Origin of the sequence: Saccharospirillum salsuginis, assembly GCF_014651855.1 — a bacterium.
GTDB lineage: Bacteria > Pseudomonadota > Gammaproteobacteria > Pseudomonadales > Natronospirillaceae > Saccharospirillum > Saccharospirillum salsuginis.
On record NZ_BMXR01000004.1, the window covers coordinates 347,444 to 365,829 of the forward strand.

The window sequence follows — 18,386 nt, forward strand, 5'->3', positions numbered from 1 at the left end:
GACCATGCGTACCTTTGCACATAAACGAAAGCGGTCTCGGAAAGCCAAATCGGGGCGTTCCGCAAAGCCCGTTCGAGCATGGGGGCAAAGCCGTAGTGTCAGCGCCATCCTTCATTCGCCTGGGCAACAACCGGCACAGGCAAAAGCACCGCCGGGGGATCACACCATCGGCCCGACCGACACAACCCGTAATCCACCCACCGGCAACCCCAAAAAATACCGGCGACTGGATCGCGTCTTCGGCGAAGGCATCCGCCCACCCTCGGACGCCCAATGGCGTGTCCCACCGTCGGCCGACCTCCAGTCGATGCTGACATCCGGGACGGTCGACGAGGCGGTGGTTCATTCACGCGTTCACCGGCTGCTCGAGCGCATGAACCGGGAGGGACGGCTCAGTGGTAATACGACATACGGCGACATCGGGGCGATCATGAACGAGATTTTCCCGTCGCCGGGCGTGTTGGATCAGGCGGCCTACGAACGCTACATCGACCCCGCCGACCGGACCATGGTGTACCACTCGGTGCAGGACGCCAGCGCGGCACCCCGCTCGGCCGACCGGGGCGATCTGCGCAACGCCATGCAGGCGGCGGCCAACACGGCGCAATCTGTCGCGGCGGATGAGGCCGGGCTGCGCGCCGTGTTCGGGCCCGTGGAGTGGACCACAGCACGGACCAACTACGGCTTGATCCGCAGCAAGCTCAACGCGGTGAGCACCGACATCGCCAACCGGGTCACCACCGACTACAACCTGGATGCGCAGGAGACCTTTCTCGGTGGGTGGGCGAGTTTCCGCGCTCAGCACATGCATCTGCTGTCCGAGGTCGTTGCCGACCCGCTCACCGCCGAGTCGAAAGCCACCCTCGTTCACGAGGCCGCCCATCTCGCCGCCTCCAGTATTGATGACGACCATGGTTATTACGGCACCACGGGCTTCGAAGCCAAAAGCCACGCGGCCAAGGTGAACAATGCCGCTCACTACGAAGAGCTTCCCCGGCGAGTCTGGGGCGTTAGCCAATATGCCGGCGAAACCTTCACTCCCGGCGTGTCCAGTGGGGGGGCGCCCCTCACCACGGAAGATCGGATCAGGGAGGACGGAGCAGAGTATTATCAACGAGCGTGGGATGCCGCGGCCGACTTCGACGACCTCATTAAACAGGCCCGCCGAGACCAACTGAATGGCACAGCGCTCGATGGACCCACAGTTGCCCGGTTGCTCGAGGTTTCACCGCTCATGGGGCTGACGTTACACGAGCAGTTGAGCTCGCCCCCTGACATCACGCGGCTGGATGTTACGACGTCGGAAAGCGTTGTTCGGGCCATGGGTATCGCGGGGGACAATATCGAGGCGCTGCCCAACGTTGTTCCCTCGGGGGCGTTCCCTAATACGGCGGCTCAGATAGCGGCTGGCGTCGACCAGGCTGTGGATGCGGCCATGGCTGCCTACGGCGGACTGTTGGGCAGTGCCACCCGGGATCGTCGGCTGTCGGACTGGCTGCACAGCCACTACCGGAACGTGTTTCCGTGACCGCCCCACCCTCGCCAATCCGTTTCGCGGGTCAGTCGTTCCCGACGGACACCGAGGTGATCGACCTGGTCAATGCCCGACCCGTCTCGCTGGCCCCCTTAGGCGACCTACCCAAACTCCGAGTGCTGAGGTTGCACCACACCAACCCGCATTCGTCGCCCGGCGGCGCCTTGTTGGACTTGTCGGTGTTGCGCCAGTGCCCACAGCTGACTGTTGTCGAACTTCCTCGGCAGAACGTGCGAGCGCTCGACGGACTTGAGGGCCACAAACATCTACACACTGTTGACGTCAGTTCCACGCGTGTCGCGGATCTCGGTCCACTGGCGGGTCTGCCCACCCTCACCGTCCTGCGACTGAGGCACACGCGTGTGACCACTCTTGCCCCTTTGGCCTCGGTTCCGACGCTGGAGGAACTCGACGTTGCTCATACCGCCGTTGCCGACATTTCCGTGCTCCGGGAGCTTCCGGCGGTGACGACGATTGACCTACGGGCCACGCTAGTGATTGACTTGAAGTCTCTTGTCGATATCGCGTCGCTACGACGGGTAGTCGTGCAGCGCCTTCAGATTAATGACGCCGCGATCGATCAGCTTCGAAAGGCTCGTCCGGAGATTGAATTAATTACCTAGGTAACATTGTAATTCCTGATTAAAAACAACAAAAACAACCCCACAAATAGCATTAAAATGTTCGAAGGTTCGTTGACATGAATGACATCGACGACTCTGACATTATTGGATACTTTGTGTAAATCGTATTCAAAATCCCAGCCGTTATGTACTTCATTTTTATACCATATTCTCTCGTGAAACTCTGGTAGGTATACATCCGTCCAACCATTCAATTGCGCCAGTATTAGAACGTCATCAACGGTCAGTATTTTTCTTTCTCCCTGACTCACGGAGTAACTCATTGAGTGCCCGCTTTGAATAAAGCTAGCATCATTATCCCAGTCGATTTCACTGTGCATCCCCGCAAGAGGCAATGGTTCTTCGACCGATATGCTACTAGTACCCACTTTGTTGCTCTGATACCCCAGAACGTGCCCCACTTCGTACAGTGCGACAGAGAACAAATCCACAGAGTGCTGTAAGTCAGCCCAATCGTAATAATAGATCCCATCATCTGTATGGTGATTCGGGTTATAAGTCATATTGCCTTGTTTAGTCAGTTTGGCATCTACTTCGTATTCATCATCCAGTATTTTGTACTCAACATACTGGTCGTCCCGAATGTATTCTGAAGACGATGTGACATCCCTATCGAAGTAGAAATTATTGACTGAGCTATTCAAAGTAATGGTATTACCTTCATATTCACTATACTTTCCAGTACTCAAATCAGCCCAATTCCAATTAATGTTTACTTCCGTATCGCCACCGATAGAATACGCCCACAAGCGAGTCGCTTCGTTGATGATATTTGCCGTCAGCAATGACAAGTTGTCGACGTCTTCAGACGGCGCTTGCACGATCATATCTTGTACATAAGGACCTTCGCTGGGATTGGGAAGGGTATAATCCGAACTGGTTAAGGAATAGAAAAGATTGCTTGGCGATTCTTGGAAATCAAACGAATTTTGAATTTTCAATGCCAGTGAGGTTGAGGGTGCTAATGCTATCGTGGCAAATAGAACCGAGGTAACAGTGAGTTTTTCCATTACAAAGCTCTCCATATTATTATTGTGCGAGTTTCCACGAGCAATTTCGGTGCCAATGATATAACTCGCTGTAACCAAAGGGCTTTCCTTTTTGGTTATTCAAGTGATTGACCGTGAGTGTAAACTGGATCGACAGATGATATGTAGTTTCCTTTCGCGGTTTCGCTGGTCAAATCAAAACAGCTTGCTTTGGGTACTTCGATTGCCTTACGGGCGGGATTGTCACTCGCGCACCAGCGAGGGCAAGACCTGCTCTCCTGTATGGCCTATTTACAATGTGTTCATGATTAACGGTGGGGCTCGGAAACGCTCGGCCTTCGCCTACCAGCTCTATTCCAAGGGGCGACGAGAGAAGATGCTCTATCACGACACGCGCGTCGAATAGCGGACTACCAATCGCATGCTTCTCTAAAAGGCTCGATGGCCTGTTCCAGGCCTTCTATCCGGAAGAGTTCCGTTTTTGAAGCACCGGTCGTATCATGGAAGCGGAACAAGGCATCGTTCGCGTGGAACATGCGCTCGATGATTGCTATGGCATCATCAAAGAACAAGGCGTCGTTGTCAGTGGAAGGCGTCATCCAGACCGTTTCAGTCATGGCATCACCGAGCCGCATGGTTACGGGTTGCCGTGAATGGTCCACGGTGTTTTCTGTGGCAATGTAGACATCCATTTGGTTGCGTTGGCACCGGATCATCAGGGTTGCTTCGTCGGATATGGAACGGGTCGACAGAATGATCCGAGTGGTGCCCAGTATGGGGGATTGCGTCTCGGAGAGCTGCCAATTGTAGCCAACCGGATCACCGGGCCCTGTATCCGGGTAGGAAGGCCCCGACCCGTCTGGCACGAGCCAACCGGTCAATTCAGACAATGAAGTACTGCCGAAGAAGCGATTTACTCTCAGGGTTGGAACACCGTCGGAGTGAAGGTGGCTGCATTGAGGCAGATGCGACATGTCGTAGGACCAGGCAACAAAATCGGCAGCTGTGAGTTCCCGCCCTTGTTGGCTTCGTCCGATTGAGACGGTTCCACCCGGCTCTCGAAGAATTTTCAACACGGCCGAGTCGTCCGGGAAATCACCACTCAGTTCTGTAATCGAGCTCACCAATACACGGCCACGATCCTCACAATATTCCAGATGGTTCGCCTGTACCAAGCCGGACTCCCCGACTGACAGGTTGGCAATAGTCCATATATCAAGCTTTCCGGCTACCTCGGCAGGCTCAAGGTCCACTCGAAAATCGGCCCAGGCGCTCGTTGCACTGAACGTGAGTCCTGCGAATACTGAAAGGGTTGTTTTCAAGAAATGTCTCCTTTTGGCGTCTTCCTAGACTACCGGGGAGACGGAAACGCTTCAAACCTCTTTAACGGCAAAGCACTGTCGCTTTAACCCCCGCAAATCCGGGCACACCACGTGGAATTCCTGTGCCAGCTGCGGCGCGACGTCGTGCCAGATGGCGTGGGTCTGCGGGTAGCCGTGCAGCAACAGCAGGGGCGGGCCTGAACCGGCGTGCCTGAGGTGGATGTCCACTCCGTCGGAGGTGGTGACGTTCAGTGTCTGGAAGGCTTCGCTCCACATCGGGTTCACCTCGTTGCTGTATAGGCCCGCCGCCCTATCGCTTGGTTTCGACCACGTCGTTGACCGGATGCTAAGCCAGGTGACGCCTTAATCCACCATGAGCTCGATGTCGTCGATCGGCAGGCGATCCGGTTCGATCGGTTTGCCCTGAGCATCGACCGCCGCGACCCGCATGAACAGCGGTGCTGTGGCGTTGGGGTTCTCGTCGTCAGTGTGTTTTTTGGCGGTTTTTTTGCGTTTGGTGTCTTTGGGTGTCGTATCGCCCTGCTCTTCGATCAGGTGTTTGCACCGCTGGCGGAGGTGGTCGTTCACGTTGAGGGCGATGTCGAAGTTGTTTCCGGTCATGGTCATCATGGTTTTTTCGTCCATATTGCCCATGCCGAACAGGCCGACGGTGCCGGCAAAGGCCGGATTGCCTTCGATTTTAGTATTCGCAACGGCGTCTTTGTCGCCGATGAACACCTGGAACTCGACCGATTCGGCCGGCATGCGGGAAGAGCGAATGTGCAGCCGGGCATCGCGGAACCGCTCCAGCACGATGGGGTCGAGTTCGATGGGCAGCACTTCCCAGACGATGATGGGCGGCAGGAAGATACACCAGTTCATGTAGCGGTAGCCCAGGTCGTCCGTGGAGATGACGTCGGCGCCGGTTTGCCAGTCGGTGGTGAAGGGTTTGTTGAATGGGTCCAGTTCGTGGGTCAGTTCGTTGGTCGGTACGGCGGCGCCGGGGTTGCTTTGCTGCCAGTTCCACCACAGGCGGTCGACGTTGCAGTGGTGCAGGAAGAAGATCGGGTCGAACCCGGCGTGGGAGACCGAGCTCATCTGGCCGCCGGTGCGGACGTGGACCGAACCGTGCGGGCCGTTGAGCGCGTTCTGGAAGTTGCTAAAGGTTGAGCTGGACATGGCGGATTGGGCGGACGTGGCGATGTCACCGAAGGTGGTGGTGTCGATGTCGGACCGGCGGGCGGTTGTGCCACCGCCGGCCGCGCTCGATATCGGGCCGCTGTAAAGCGGGTTGGGCACGGTGTTGCCGGACCGGTTCACGTAGGTGGGGTGCCGGCAGGCCTCGGGAACGCCGGTGGTCGGGCCGCTGGACCAGTCCCAGAATGGCAGCATCACGTCGCAGTGGACGGACTGCAGGGCTTTCTCGAACGCCCGGATGTAGGCGCGGTGCCAGGTCAGAAACCCGGGCGAGCCGTGGTCGCACCAGATCGGCGATGGCGAGCCATGAATCCCGCCCAGGGTGGCGAAGCTGTCGGCAGATGAATCCGGAAGGTCGTAAATGGCCTGGTAGGCCTCGCGCAGGTCGTGCAGTTGGTTGTCGGTCAGGCAGTTGATGTTGCGGCGATAGCGTATGGTCATGGCACCTCTCCCTTGTATGCGTGATGTGTGAATCGTGCTCTGTCGGGCAGAGCTTCTGCATGGGAAAAGAGCACAACCACCGGATACTGTGCCCACATCTTTCCCTTCCGGTGTGATTGCACAATAGATCAGTGCAGGGGGTTAATCAAAAAACGCATTTATTGCGGGGCAAGAATCAACGATAAAGGGTTTTGGTCGCAAAGCACTTTAAATGGTTGTTTCCTATCTTTTTGAGATTCGAAAGTACGTTTTTAATGGAACGGCACGATTGGACGGCACCGGTCACTGCCCCCCTCACGCACTGTTTGGTCGCCATAACCGGTGCCAGGCCGTTTGAAGACGGCCGACTTCAGTTCCTTCTCGGTGGTGGATAGACGTCGTTGCCTTTGCCATCCAGCGGCCCCCGCATCCGTCCGTCGGCCAGGATGATCCAGTCGATACTGAAGTCGATGCCACCCTGGCGATACGCCACTCTGTAGAGGCCGGCTTCACCCGATGCCAGCCGGGCCGAGAACGACTGAGGGCTGTTGTCCGCCATGCTGACTGTTCCGGTAACACGCTGGTTAGACAGGGCCAATTCAACGGTCGTGTTGCCTGCGTCCAATGTGGTCCGTTTTCCGGTTACGTCCTCGAAGAGCCATTTCGACACGCCCCGGCTGTCGCACAAATAGACGGCAACGGTGCGGGCCTCCCCGTCCGACGAGTTTGGATCCTCAACCGCCACGCCGATGAACAATTGATCATTCACCTCGCCCACAAAATGGTCCATGTCGGTATCCGGTCCTGTCGAAAACCGGTTCGCCTGCAAGGTCGGTTTTCCGCCATCCATCCAGTCCGCCATGCCTGTGTTGGTGCGTTCACTGGCCGGGGTCGCGCAACCGGCCAGATGAATCAGGAGCATCGCCATCACTGAATTCACGGTGAATGAGAGCGCGCGCTTGGGGCTTGATCGACTGAGTCTTTCTGTTTTCATAGTGTTGCCTCCTCTGGGTCGGTTCTGCCTGTGCGTGAGTGTGTCGCTGTCGCGACGACCGGAAGTGATGAGTGAATGAGAAATTCATGAAGATTCGGGGTGTGACTAGCGCGAGCGCAGCCGGTAGCCAACGCCGGTCACTGTTTCCACCCTTTCGGACTGGTCACCGAGCTTGCGCCTGAGCGTTCTTACAACAGCGTCCACCACGTTGCTGCCGCCTTCGTAGGTGGTGCCCCATACATCGCGCAGCAGTTCGGTGCGGGAGACGGCTTTGTCCGGGCGGGCGTGCAGGTGATGCATCACACCGAATTCCAGCGGTGTCAGCGCGATCCGGCTATCGTCCAGCACCAGTTCCCGGGCGTCGACATCGAGCAGGTCCGGGGCCTGCTGAACGCCGAGTTCGGCCGCCGCGATTTCCGCCAGCCAGCCATCGACCGAGGCCGGGCCGAAGTCGAGCACGGCGCTGTGATAGTCCTGCCCGTCGAGCGTGACGGTCTGTTCCGTCAATACTTCGAAGCCGAGCCGCTGGGCGACCGACGCGTAGGCGGGAAGGTCGCGGGCGACGAGGTAGACCCGTCTCACCTGCGGGCGCAGTTCCATGTAGGTGCGTTTCAGGTCCAGCCAGACGGCGGCCTGCGCTTCGCTGGGGGAGTCGCCCTCCCCTTCGCTCAGCCAGCGTCGGCAAAACAGGGCGATCTCGTTGCGGGCCATCGGTCGGCGGCGCAGATGGGCGCACCACTCGCTCGTCACCGGGTCGTCCACCACCCAGGTCGGTTCCACCCGGTCCGAACGCAGTTTGCAGCACAGACCGACGACGCGACCTTCGGTGGAACGCACGACGGAGAACGCCTGTGGCATGCGACGCCACCACCGCAGCAGGGCGTCCGCCGCTTGCGGGCCTTCGCGACCGCGGATGATGGTTTCCAGGGCGTCTTCATCGTACGGCTGGGCCTGTTCCACAGGCAGGCGCGGGGTGCCGCTGGGAAAGAAGGCTTCGCGAACGACGGGGTTTTCGATGAGATAGAGCATGTCGGCGGTGTAGCGCCACAGGTCGGTGCTGCCGGCGCTCACGGCTTCATCGGTGAGTTGCCGCCAGGCAGCGCGTCGATAGTCGAGGTGGCGGCTGGGGTCGCTGGCGTGCAGCGAACGGGCCACGGCTTCGCGCACGGCGTCGTGAATGATCAGGCCGTCACTGGTTCCGTCCACAAACGGCAATTGGCGCAGGCGCTCGAAGGCATCCTGCGGGGCGAGGTCCGGGAACAGCGCGCGCAACAGGGAAACGGTGACGCGGCGTGTAACGGCCGCGCCTTCAAGCACGCGTCGGGTCACGCCGTCGCTGACGTCGGCCAGAAACATCCGGGTGAGTTCATCCAGGGAGTGTTGCAGCGGCGCGTCTTCGGGCCAGTGTTCGCGGCGTTCGTCGCGCACCGCGCCGGCGGCGAGCATCAGCGCCAGTGGGTGGCCATGGGTGGATCGCCGAATGGGTGGCGCTTCGTCACCGTCGACGCCCAGTTTGGCGAGCAGTTCGCCGGCTTCCCGGTCGGTTAGCGGCTCCAGGGCGACGGTCTGCATCAGGCGTCCCCAGCCCGGGGCGGCGTACCAGGCCGACAGCGGCCGTTGCCGACCGAAGAGCAGAACGCGCACGTTCTGCGGCAGACTGGGTAGAAAGACCTGGCGCAGCCAGGTATCCAACAGCAGGAAGACTTCGTAGGTATCGAGTGCGAGTATGACGGTCGGGCCCAGTTCACCCAGCCGGGTCGCCAGGGCGTCGGCCTGATGGCGACCGCCGCCAATGGCTTCGCCCAAGGCTTGCACCAGGCCGGTCTCGGTGGGTTCGACATCGCGGCAGTCCAGCCGGATCACGGTCGCGCCGGCGCTTCTCGCTTCGGTGGCGAAGCGCTCCAGCAGGGCCGTTTTACCGATACCGGCGATGCCGTGGACCTGGACAACACGGGGGCCGTCCGGCGTCAGTGTGCCGCGTAAAGCGTTCAGTTCGGTATCGCGTCCGACGAACCCTTCCTGTGCCTGGCTGGCCAATAGGTCTGAAAGCGTCTGAGGCATGGCGTACCTTCCTGTTGGCGGCCTTCCGAACGCCCAGCATAGTCATCAACGGGCGTTCCTGCAGCCCCCGGTTGTATCCGGGATAAGTCCCACCCGCGAATTCTCATCACATTCTCATGCCCGGGTCATGCTTCCGCAGTGGCGAGCGGCTATAACTGACGCCAGGTAAACGCAGTACCTGTTCCAGCCACAACAATAAGAGGAGCTATAGCATGAGCACGGAATGGACCATCAACGGCGATTATCTGGAAAGCTGCAGCTGTCAGGGCGCCTGCCCCTGCGTCTACATGGGCACACCCACCGAGGGGGACTGCACCGCCCTGGTCGGCTGGCACATTGCGACCGGTCGGTTTGGCGATGTCCCGCTGGACGGGCTGAACGTGGCCGTCGCGCTGAACTCGCCCGGCGCGATGGCGGACGGCAACTGGAAAGCCGTGTTGTACCTGGACCAGAACGCGAACGAAGCGCAGCAGGAGGCACTCGGGGCCATATTCGGCGGCCAGGCCGGCGGTCACCCCGCCATGCTGGCGTCGCTGATCGGCGAGGTGCGGGGTGTGGAACCCATGCCCATCGACTACACCATCGAACAGGGCAAACGCCACCTCAAACTGGGCCAGTCCGCCGAGGCCGAGGTCTACGCCATCGAGGGCCAGGACGGTCAGGATGTGACCATCGAGAATCATCCTCTGGCGGTCGCGCCGGGTGAAACCCTGGTGGTGGCCTCTTCCCGGGCGTTGCGCCATCAGGCCCACGGCATCCACCTCGATCTCAGTGAGCGCACGGCGTTTTATTCGCCGTTCAGCTACGCCGGGCCCTGATCGGGAGGTGCGCACCATGACCATAACGATGGAAACGATGCACACCCGCGAGCGGATGCTGATCGGCGTGGCGCTGGTCGGCATCACCGCCCTCGCCTGGGCGTATTTCCTGGTGCCGGCATCGGGCGGCGGTATGGACGGATCCATGGCTATGCCCGGCCCGGCCGTCAGCCTGAACATGCTGGCGGCCAACGTGACCATGTGGGCGGTGATGATGGTGGCGATGATGCTGCCCGGCGCCAGTCCGATGATCCTCACCTACACCAAGGTCCGCCGGCGGCGGGCCGCCCAGGGCGGCGCCATGGTGCCGACCTGGGTGTTCGTGGCCGGTTATCTGGCGGTATGGGTCGGTTTTGGTGTGCTGGCGGCTTTGGCACAGTGGCTGTTGCACCAGAGCGCGCTACTGAGCTCAGCCATGGGCAAGGTCGGACCGCTGCTGGGCGGTGGCTTGCTTATCACGGCCGGCGCCTTCCAGTTCAGCGGTCTGAAAGAAGCCTGCATGACCCACTGTCGCACGCCGTTGAGTTTCCTGATGACGGAATGGCGCGAGGGCTCGATGGGGGCATGGGTGATGGGCATACGCCACGGTGCGTTCTGCATCGGCTGCTGTTGGGCGCTGATGCTGCTGATGTTCGTCGGTGGCGTGATGAACCTGGCCTGGATGGCTGCGCTGACGCTGTATTTCCTGGCGGAGAAACTGGTGCCCTACCCGCGAATGGTTGGACGGGTGACCGGGGCGTTGTTGGTGATTGCAGGGGTGGTTGTGATGGTGATGTGACAAGCCCGGGGCCTGCCACACCTTGGTACCGCTAATTTCGGGGAATCACCAACGGCTCCATATCCACCCGAACATTCCCAGATACGCCGTACTGCCCGTTAAGCGTCTGGTACTTCATCAGGGTGTAGATGACGTCCATGTAGTCGTCATCGTCGGTCATCCAGTCATCGGGGATGGCCTGCAGAATGGCGGTGGTGATCACGCCGATGGCGGCGAGGTCCGGTCGGCCGTAGAGTTCCAGAGCTTTCTGGGCGGCGGCGACCAGGGCCAGGCTCAGGTCTTTGTAGTTGGTGCTGTCATCGTGTTCCATGAACACCATGTCGACGGCCTGGAAGCGGTAGCGGTCCCAGTACACCATGACCTGGTTCGGATAATAGTCGGTGCCGTCGTAGTCGAGGTACGGCATGTCGACGACGTTGATGCGGGCGTCGTCCTGCTCGTAGTCAACCCCAGAGACGATGGAGTACACCTCGGCAGCGCCCTTGATCCAGGGTTCGTTGTCGTCTTGAACGGAGACGCGTTTCAGCACCGTGGTTTCCAGGTCGCTGTCGGCAGTGCTATTCAGCGTGGGCCGTGGGCTGCCGCTGACGCCTTCCTGTTCAAAGGTCTGCTGCATGATCTCGAGGCCGATGCGCAAGTCCTTCTCGGCATTGATACCGACCACGAATACCGGGCGGTCTGGCATGACGTCCGGTGACAGGCTGTGAGGGCGCCCGTCGGCATCAAAAGCTTCGATGTGGTACCAGCTCTCTTCGTCACCTTCCGGCACGTAGGCGAACAAGGGCTCGGCACCCTGCTGCCATTCTCGAATCATCCGGTCGTCCGCCATGCGCACTTCAATCAGGTGGTCGGCTTCGGCCACCATGCCTTTGCTCTGGCGAACAGCCCGGTCAAGCGACTTCATCGCCTGGATATCGAGGCCGTTGCGGGCAGCGTAGCTGGACAGTTCGCTCATCTGGACGGCGTTGTTTTGACCGTCCAGACGTTGCTCCAACAAAGGCTTGAACTGGTCGTACTGCTGCGCGAATCGCAAGGCGAGTTGTCGTTTGTTGGCGTGCAGGTTCACGGGTTTGTAGTCCACGTTCACCCGGCTATCGCCGCCGGGCAGGCTGATGCGGGCATCGGCCTGGACCATGGGGCTGAGTGACAGGGCCTGCCCGGCCAGAGCGGCGCCGAGCAGAGTGCTACGAACGATTCCTTTTATCGTCATGGTAATCCTCGTTTTGGTTGATCATGTCCCGAGGTGGACCCCTTCCTTTTCGCCGTCTGCGCCGATCTTTGCGTTACCACATTACACCGGCAGGGGCATTACGCCGTTCCGATCAGATTTCAGCAGAGGCAATCGGTCTTCCGTTCGGGACAGTCTTATTGTCATTGTTGATTGTCCCTGAAACTGCTTGTATTGCAGGGGTGGTCAGACCGGGACCGATAAACACGGCCTGAATGAATCGAACGCTAGCAGGGAAACTCGGGTTATGCCGGGATTGAGCGCGGAAATGAGACCTGCTTTTCATTCATTCGGATGAACAATGAACAACGTTTGAAAATGATTGGCCATCCCCCTTGAGTAATGAATAACCAGCACAAAACGATACTCACTCAAATCACTACACGAAAGCGGGATTACAGCCGCAAACGGAGACTCCGAAACCGCCCGGGAACGGCGCCTCCGGGCCGATTCCTGCCCGGAAGCTCACTCAACACATTCCTTTACATCAGCTTCATTGACGGTAATTTTTGGCCCATGTTTAGATAGACCGGTCTAGTCAATAGAGGCGTATTTTTATGACTTCCCAGAAGCGCACAGCCTTGCTCGATACGGCGGAACGGCTTTTCTACCAACAGGGTTTTCACGCCACCGGGATCGATCGCATCGTGGCCGATGCCGGAGTGGTCCGCATGACGTTGTACAACCATTTTCCGTCCAAGGGCGACCTGGTCGCGGCCGTTCTGAAAGACCGGCACACCCGCTTCCTGGCCGCGCTGGACGAAGCCATGGAACTCGCCGCCGATGGCGAGGTGACCCTGGCACTGGTCGATGCGCACAACCGGTGGAACCGAGCGTTCAGCCAGCGCGGCTGCATTCAGGGCAAGGCCATGTCGGAATTCGAAGCGCACAACGCCGATATCCACCAACAGGCTGTTCAGGCCAAAAAAGACGTACTGGGCCGGGTCGAGTCGGCGTTGGCTCGAGACGGTTTGCCCGACCAGGAGGCGCTGTCTCGACGGATCTTCCTGGTACTGGAAGGCTCCAATGCGGCACTCCCTGTGCTGGGGATGAAGGCCGTTCTTGAAGACACTCGATCAGCAATCGAAGAACTCATTCGGTTCGTGAGGTTAAAAGCACCATGACCTATTTATCCGCAAGCGGTGTGGCCGCCCTGGGTGGCGGCTTGATTGCCATCACCTATGGTTTGGCACGGTTTGTATTCGGTTTGTTTCTACCCGTCATGCGTGAAGACATGGCGTTTTCTCCTACGGTAGCCGGTTTGATCGGCGCACTCCCCTTCTTGAGTTTCACTGTCGCCATCTTGCTGGCGCCCCGATACACACGACTGTTGGGCATTCGCTATGCGGCAGTCGGTACCTCCGCGCTGGCACTGCTTGGCCTGTTGACCATTGCCCATGCACCGAGTCCGATCTATCTGGCATTGGGTGTTCTGGTGTGCGGCATCAGTACCGGTCTGTCGACCCCGGTCATGCCCGACGTTGTCCATCGTTGTGTGAAGCCGCAGGTGCGTGGTCGCGTCAACGCCACCATCAATTCCGGGACCAGTCTGGGTATCGCTTTCGCCATGCCGGCTGTGTTGCTGTTGGCCGGTCAATGGCGGCTTGCCTACTTGAGCTTCGCTCTTGTTGCAGCGGCGGGGGTGGTGGCCGCCCTGGTCTACCTGCCCGGCGGCTCGATCAAGCGCTCGGCGTCCAGGACAGCCTCGTCATCGGCTTACCGCGTTCACCGTCCGTGGCGAAAAATGGCCCGGTTATGCGGGCTGGCCGCGGCCATGGGTCTGGTCAGTTCCATCGTCTGGGTCTTCGCACCGGATGCGGCGATTCAGCGAGGGGGGCTGCAATCCAGCCAGACGGCCTGGATGTGGTTTTCCGTCGGCGTGGCCGGACTGCTCGGCAGTTCCGCCGGCGACCTGATCGACCGTTTCGGCTCTGCATTTACCCACGCCTTGGGCTTGGCCGTCATGTCGGTAGCGGTCGGCCTGCTGGCCATGGCACCGGGCGATTTCGGGGTGGCCATGCTGGCGGCTGCGGCCTTCGGGGCCAGTTACATGATGCTGAGCAGTTTTTACCTGATCCAGGGCACTCGTATTCTGCCGAACGAGCCCGCATACGGCCCCGTTCTGCCCTTCCTGGCCGTATCATGTGGTCAGATTCTCGGTTCAACCCTGGCGGGCATGGTGATTGGCACGTCGGGTTATCAGGCGGCGTTCAGTCTGTATGCATTGCTGGGCATTGTGGTGACCATTCTGTCGGTGCCGTTGGCGAGAATGATACGTCCCGTTTATTGAGAAAGTTTATACCGGCCGAGTCCTTACGACCGGTATAAGCCCGGATACTTGTCTATCGCACTCGCGTGATCACGCTTTTTGGGGCGATTTTGGTGAATCTCGCTCGGGCTGCCTACACTGCATGGCAAACCTGAAACCCGGACAAATGCCATGAGCCAACCCATCATCGCCGCCAAGAAACCGGCCCGTGTCGAACTGGAAAAGGGTGAAAGCTATACCTGGTGCCGCTGCGGTCGATCCAGCAATCAACCCTTCTGCGACGGGTCCCACAAAGGCACCGGGCTGTCACCCGTCACCTTCAAGGCGGAGGAATCCGGCCCGGCCTATCTGTGTCAGTGTAAGTCCACCGGTAATCAGCCGTATTGCGACGGGACACACAAGAAGCTGGAGGACTATGAAGTTGGCGACAATTCGCCCACTTTCGTCAACGCCGCCGAGGCACCCAAAGCCGAACCGACGCCGGAAGAACCCACGGTGGCACGCATTCACGAGCTGGCTCGGGACGGATTGTCGAAACTCGGCCACCACGGCGAGATGGGGGCTATGGGGGTGCCACGTAAAGACCTGCCCCATTGGGACGACCTGCAGATCCTGCCGGCGCAACTGGCCCGCAAACCGCTGCTCGACGAAGTGCCGGTCGAAACCGGCGTGGTGATCGGGCCCCGGGCTGCCAAGCCGTTACACCTGGACATTCCCTTGTTCGTATCCGACATGAGCTTTGGCGCCTTGTCCGAGGAAGCCAAAGTCGCTCTCGCTCGCGGCGCGGAACGGGCCGGAACCGGCATCTGTTCCGGCGAAGGCGGCATGCTGCCTGAGGAGCAGGCGGAAAACTCACGGTATTTCTACGAACTCGCTTCCGCCCGCTTCGGGTGGGATCTGGACAAGGTCGCGGGCGTTCAGGCGTTTCACTTCAAAGGCGGTCAGGGTGCGAAAACCGGGACGGGCGGGCACCTGCCCGGCAACAAGGTCACGGACAAGATTGCCCAGGTCCGCGGTTTGACACCGGGAGAATCGGCCATCTCGCCCGCCACCTTCGAGGACCTGGTCTCTCCGGCGGATTTTCGCCAACTCGCCGACGAGGTGCGCGAACGCACCGGTGGCATTCCCATCGGATTCAAGCTCTCGGCCAACCACATTGAAGCGGATATCGACTTCGCCCTGGAGGCCGGCGCGGACTACATCATTCTGGATGGGCGCGGCGGCGGTACCGGGGCCGCACCGCTGATTTTCCGCAACCACATCTCCGTGCCCACCATCGCGGCATTGGCGAGAGCCCGGCGCCATCTCGATCGCAGCGTTGGCCGGGAAGTATCGCTCATTATCACGGGCGGGTTGCGCATGCCGGAAGACTTTGTCAAAGCCCTGGCTCTGGGGGCCGATGCCGTGGCGGTAGCCAACTCGGCCATACAGGCCATCGGCTGTGTCGCCGCGCGCATCTGCAATACGAATAATTGCCCGTCCGGAGTCGCAACCCAGAAACCCGAATTACGCAAGCGCCTGGACCCGGAACAAGGGGCCGAGCGCCTGGCGCGGTTCTTCGGGTCCAGCGTTGAATTGATGCAGGTTTTGGCACGCGCGTGCGGACATCAACGCCTGGGCGACTTCAACACTGAGGACCTGACCACCTGGAAACGGGAAATCGCGGACTTGAGCGGTGTGCGGTATGCTGGGGTTATGGACTGAAGGAAACACGAAAGAGGCCGAGTCGGAACCATGTACGAACCGGATAAAGCTGATCTCAACGAGGTCCTTCCTGATGTGCGCGATGGTCTGACACGGACCGAACGCATCATTCTCCACGTTCTGAATGAAACCCAGAAGGAGCTGAATGGCCGGAATGTGCCCACTGTGATGCTCTATGGCCGTGTTCAGGAGTATGTGGACATCACAGAGCAGGAATTGAACGAGATTCTGGGGCGCATGGGGGCGAGATCCTGACCAGCAACCGGGCTCGAGTGATTAAATCCGATCAATCCATTTGCATGGCCCTGTTGCAAGCCGGGTCGTACGTCGGTTTGAGCGGCATCTGCTACACTGGTTGACCAGCGCGACTGTTTTCGCGGCCTGCCACCACCCGAGAGAACCCGAGTGATCCAAACCCAGGAATTCCTAACGAAAGTCCTTGATTCCGTTCCGGACCAATTGGTGGTCATCGATGCCCTCGGTGACATCCAGTTTGCGAACAAAAGCTGGCATGTGTTCGGTGACGAAAACGCCTCTACCCTATCCGGCGACTGGGATGGGGTGAATTATCTAAGCGAATGCGACAAGGCGTCGGACATGGGCGATGAGATCGGCACCCGCGCAGGACAGGGTATCCGCAGTGTCATTGAGGCGCAAAATCACGAATTTTACCTCGAATACCCGTGCCACAGCCCCGATGTCAAACGCTGGTTTATGATGCGCGTCAATAGCTTTGATTACGATGATCGACTGTATTTCGTCATTTCGCACCAGGATATTACCGAAAGAAAACTGACGGAAGAGAAAGTCGAAGACCTTGCCCGTCTGGATGGTCTGACCGGTATTGCCAATCGTCGTTATTTCGAAGAATTCCTGCATCAGGAATGGAGACGATGCGCGCGCCTGAAGAAGCCGATCTGCCTGGCCATCATCGATATCGACAATTTCAAAATGTTGAACGATACCTACGGTCACCAGTCGGGAGACGACTGCTTGATTTCCTTTGGTGAGTTACTGACGCAATACGCTCGAAGGCCCGGCGATCTGTGCGCGCGCTATGGAGGGGAAGAATTCATATTACTCTGGGCCGATACGTCTCTAAAGACCGCGAAACGGCTGGTGAATCGTCTGATGCGAGACATATCCGGACTGGATATACCCAACCCCAATTCACCGACCGCGACACATGTAACGGCCAGCATCGGACTGACGGAAATGACCCCCAGGCCAGGTACCTCACATACCGATATCGTCTCGATCGCCGACGATGCTCTCTATCGGGCGAAGGAAGGTGGCCGAAACCAGATCTATTGTCAGACAAATCGGGATATCGAGGGTCAGGCTTCTTGAACAGAGCCCATTCATGAGGCCCGGGCATATAGACGCCACGCCTGAACCTGCCAGTTGATTCAAAGAGTGATGTTTCGAGTGGCCGTGGTTTGGTACGGTTGCGAGTCTTTGTCACTTTATGAACGTACGCATCCATGACCGACACGTCACATCAATCCCAGGCGGCCCAGCACCTCCCCAGAGCGTTGGCGATCCTGATTCTGGTCTCCGGCGCCTTTCTGTTCGCCGCCAATCACGTCGCCGCCAGGCTGGCGTTCGACTCGGGAGCCGGCGTGCTCTTGGCCTTGCTGTTCCGGGGTTCGGTGGCGCTGCTGATCATGGTGTCACTGGTGCTCTGGCAGGGGCATCGGCTGGTGATACCCGCCGGCCGGCGGCGCTGGCAATTGCTGCTAGGTACGATGATAGCCGGTCAGAGTCTGTGCCTGTACTCGGCCGTAGCACGCGTGCCGGTCGCCGTGGCCTTGCTGCTGGTGAATACCTGGCCGATCTTTCTGGCGCTGATCACTTGGGCACTGGATGGAAAAAGACCCAGCGGACGACTGGTGTTAATCATGGCTTTCATGATGGTCGGCTTGGCGTTGGTGCTGGACGTCAGCACCTGGCTGAAAGACCCGACAGCCATGGGCCCCGAGTGGGTGCCCGGCGTGGCGCTGGGTATGATGGCGGCGGTGTTTTTCTCGTTGGCGATCTGGACGACCAACAACAAACTGGCCAGCCTCCCCGGAGCGGTTCGCAGTGTCTATACCATGACTCTGGTGGTGATGCTGATGGCGGTCGGTGGGTTCTTGAACATCATACCCGGCGGTCTGTCCTGGCCGGGCAGCGCTCAGGGCTGGCTCGGCCTCGGGTTGCTGGCCGTGTTGTACGGCACCGCCTCCACTGTGCTGTTCGTACTGGTCCCACGACTCGATATGGCGCGCAATGCGCCTGTGATGAACATCGAACCGGTGTGGTCCCTGCTGCTGGCCTATCTGGTATTGGGCCAGGTGCTGGCGCCGGTACAGTTACTGGGTGGTGCCGTTGTGTTATCAGGCATTCTTTGGCTCAGCCTGACGCGCAGTGTGTGAAACACCGCCGT

At 59.3% G+C, this 18,386-nt stretch carries 17 protein-coding genes; 10 read left to right on the forward strand and 7 right to left on the reverse strand.

Translation table 11 applies throughout. The annotated features are described in order from the left end of the window. Positions 1-4: 4 nt before the first annotated feature. Entirely contained in the window at positions 5-1,528 is a 1,524-nt protein-coding gene (locus IE111_RS10055) for a hypothetical protein (RefSeq protein WP_189608417.1), read from the forward strand. Between the two features lie 56 nt (positions 1,529-1,584). Continuing rightward, positions 1,585-2,157: a leucine-rich repeat domain-containing protein gene (locus IE111_RS10060; RefSeq protein WP_189608418.1), complete on the forward strand. Its 573-nt coding sequence runs from the start codon at positions 1,585-1,587 to the stop codon at positions 2,155-2,157. Here the strand turns inward: IE111_RS10060 and IE111_RS10065 are convergent. The 6 genes from IE111_RS10065 to IE111_RS10090 all read right to left on the reverse strand — a co-directional run bounded on the left by IE111_RS10065 (position 2,154) and on the right by IE111_RS10090 (position 9,161). Continuing rightward, entirely contained in the window at positions 2,154-3,188 is a 1,035-nt protein-coding gene (locus IE111_RS10065) for a hypothetical protein (RefSeq protein WP_189608419.1), read from the reverse strand. The genes IE111_RS10060 and IE111_RS10065 overlap by 4 nt on opposite strands. 389 nt (positions 3,189-3,577) lie before the next feature. Next, complete coding sequence (locus tag IE111_RS10070; protein ID WP_189608420.1) at positions 3,578-4,489, reverse strand: type VI secretion system-associated protein TagO; 912 nt, start codon at positions 4,487-4,489, stop codon at positions 3,578-3,580. Positions 4,490-4,540: 51 nt separating this feature from the next. After that, complete coding sequence (locus tag IE111_RS10075) at positions 4,541-4,765, reverse strand: alpha/beta fold hydrolase (protein WP_308427531.1); 225 nt, start codon at positions 4,763-4,765, stop codon at positions 4,541-4,543. 87 nt (positions 4,766-4,852) lie between these two features. Then, on the reverse strand, positions 4,853-6,127 hold the full coding sequence (locus IE111_RS10080) for a tyrosinase family protein (RefSeq protein ID WP_189608421.1): 1,275 nt from the start codon (positions 6,125-6,127) through the stop codon (positions 4,853-4,855). A 349-nt stretch (positions 6,128-6,476) separates the two neighbouring features. After that, positions 6,477-7,100 carry a hypothetical protein gene (locus IE111_RS10085; RefSeq protein ID WP_189608422.1) on the reverse strand — a complete coding sequence of 208 codons (624 nt, stop codon included), beginning with the start codon at positions 7,098-7,100 and terminating at the stop codon, positions 6,477-6,479. 105 nt (positions 7,101-7,205) lie between these two features. After that, positions 7,206-9,161 carry a winged helix-turn-helix domain-containing protein gene (locus IE111_RS10090; RefSeq protein ID WP_189608423.1) on the reverse strand — a complete coding sequence of 652 codons (1,956 nt, stop codon included), beginning with the start codon at positions 9,159-9,161 and terminating at the stop codon, positions 7,206-7,208. A 212-nt stretch (positions 9,162-9,373) separates the two neighbouring features. Here IE111_RS10090 and IE111_RS10095 point away from each other — a divergent pair, with 212 nt between their 5' ends. Together IE111_RS10095 and IE111_RS10100 are read left to right on the forward strand one after the other, a co-directional pair. Then, on the forward strand, positions 9,374-9,979 hold the full coding sequence (locus tag IE111_RS10095; RefSeq protein ID WP_189608424.1) for a DUF1326 domain-containing protein: 606 nt from the start codon (positions 9,374-9,376) through the stop codon (positions 9,977-9,979). Positions 9,980-9,995: 16 nt separating this feature from the next. Then, positions 9,996-10,757, forward strand: coding sequence for a DUF2182 domain-containing protein (locus IE111_RS10100; protein ID WP_189608425.1), 762 nt, complete (start codon positions 9,996-9,998; stop codon positions 10,755-10,757). 31 nt (positions 10,758-10,788) lie between these two features. Here the strand turns inward: IE111_RS10100 and IE111_RS10105 are convergent, their stop codons facing one another. Then, a complete protein-coding gene (locus IE111_RS10105) occupies positions 10,789-11,967 on the reverse strand; it encodes a DUF3103 family protein (protein ID WP_189608426.1) in 1,179 nt (392 codons plus the stop codon). A 575-nt stretch (positions 11,968-12,542) separates the two neighbouring features. On the opposite strand from IE111_RS10105, the gene IE111_RS10110 reads away from it, so the two are divergent. From IE111_RS10110 to IE111_RS10135, 6 genes are all read left to right on the forward strand, one after another. After that, positions 12,543-13,109, forward strand: a complete 567-nt coding sequence (locus tag IE111_RS10110; protein ID WP_189608427.1) for a TetR/AcrR family transcriptional regulator — start codon at positions 12,543-12,545, stop codon at positions 13,107-13,109. Next, the gene (locus tag IE111_RS10115; protein WP_189608428.1) at positions 13,106-14,275 is read left to right on the forward strand and encodes an MFS transporter; all 1,170 of its coding nucleotides are present in this window, start codon (positions 13,106-13,108) and stop codon (positions 14,273-14,275) included. The genes IE111_RS10110 and IE111_RS10115 overlap by 4 nt, the downstream gene beginning before the upstream one ends. A 150-nt stretch (positions 14,276-14,425) precedes the next feature. Continuing rightward, the gene (locus IE111_RS10120; protein WP_189608429.1) at positions 14,426-15,958 is read left to right on the forward strand and encodes a glutamate synthase-related protein; all 1,533 of its coding nucleotides are present in this window, start codon (positions 14,426-14,428) and stop codon (positions 15,956-15,958) included. A gap of 30 nt (positions 15,959-15,988) precedes the next feature. Then, positions 15,989-16,213: a hypothetical protein gene (locus IE111_RS10125; RefSeq protein WP_189608430.1), complete on the forward strand. Its 225-nt coding sequence runs from the start codon at positions 15,989-15,991 to the stop codon at positions 16,211-16,213. 150 nt (positions 16,214-16,363) lie between these two features. After that, on the forward strand, positions 16,364-17,308 hold the full coding sequence (locus IE111_RS10130; RefSeq protein WP_189608431.1) for a sensor domain-containing diguanylate cyclase: 945 nt from the start codon (positions 16,364-16,366) through the stop codon (positions 17,306-17,308). 134 nt (positions 17,309-17,442) lie between these two features. Beyond that, complete coding sequence (locus IE111_RS10135) at positions 17,443-18,375, forward strand: DMT family transporter (RefSeq protein ID WP_189608432.1); 933 nt, start codon at positions 17,443-17,445, stop codon at positions 18,373-18,375. The last annotated feature ends 11 nt before the right edge of the window (positions 18,376-18,386 follow it).

Coding starts and splice junctions, on each gene's coding strand:
- IE111_RS10055 (WP_189608417.1), top strand. CDS start 5: ATGCGTACCTTTGCACATAAACGAAAGCGGTCTCGGAAAGCCAAATCG.
- IE111_RS10105 (WP_189608426.1), bottom strand. CDS start 11,967: ATGACGATAAAAGGAATCGTTCGTAGCACTCTGCTCGGCGCCGCTCTG.
- IE111_RS10115 (WP_189608428.1), top strand. CDS start 13,106: ATGACCTATTTATCCGCAAGCGGTGTGGCCGCCCTGGGTGGCGGCTTG.
- IE111_RS10090 (WP_189608423.1), bottom strand. CDS start 9,161: ATGCCTCAGACGCTTTCAGACCTATTGGCCAGCCAGGCACAGGAAGGG.
- IE111_RS10135 (WP_189608432.1), top strand. CDS start 17,443: ATGACCGACACGTCACATCAATCCCAGGCGGCCCAGCACCTCCCCAGA.
- IE111_RS10075 (WP_308427531.1), bottom strand. CDS start 4,765: ATGTGGAGCGAAGCCTTCCAGACACTGAACGTCACCACCTCCGACGGA.
- IE111_RS10120 (WP_189608429.1), top strand. CDS start 14,426: ATGAGCCAACCCATCATCGCCGCCAAGAAACCGGCCCGTGTCGAACTG.
- IE111_RS10095 (WP_189608424.1), top strand. CDS start 9,374: ATGAGCACGGAATGGACCATCAACGGCGATTATCTGGAAAGCTGCAGC.
- IE111_RS10085 (WP_189608422.1), bottom strand. CDS start 7,100: ATGAAAACAGAAAGACTCAGTCGATCAAGCCCCAAGCGCGCGCTCTCA.
- IE111_RS10110 (WP_189608427.1), top strand. CDS start 12,543: ATGACTTCCCAGAAGCGCACAGCCTTGCTCGATACGGCGGAACGGCTT.
- IE111_RS10065 (WP_189608419.1), bottom strand. CDS start 3,188: ATGGAAAAACTCACTGTTACCTCGGTTCTATTTGCCACGATAGCATTA.
- IE111_RS10125 (WP_189608430.1), top strand. CDS start 15,989: ATGTACGAACCGGATAAAGCTGATCTCAACGAGGTCCTTCCTGATGTG.
- IE111_RS10080 (WP_189608421.1), bottom strand. CDS start 6,127: ATGACCATACGCTATCGCCGCAACATCAACTGCCTGACCGACAACCAA.
- IE111_RS10100 (WP_189608425.1), top strand. CDS start 9,996: ATGACCATAACGATGGAAACGATGCACACCCGCGAGCGGATGCTGATC.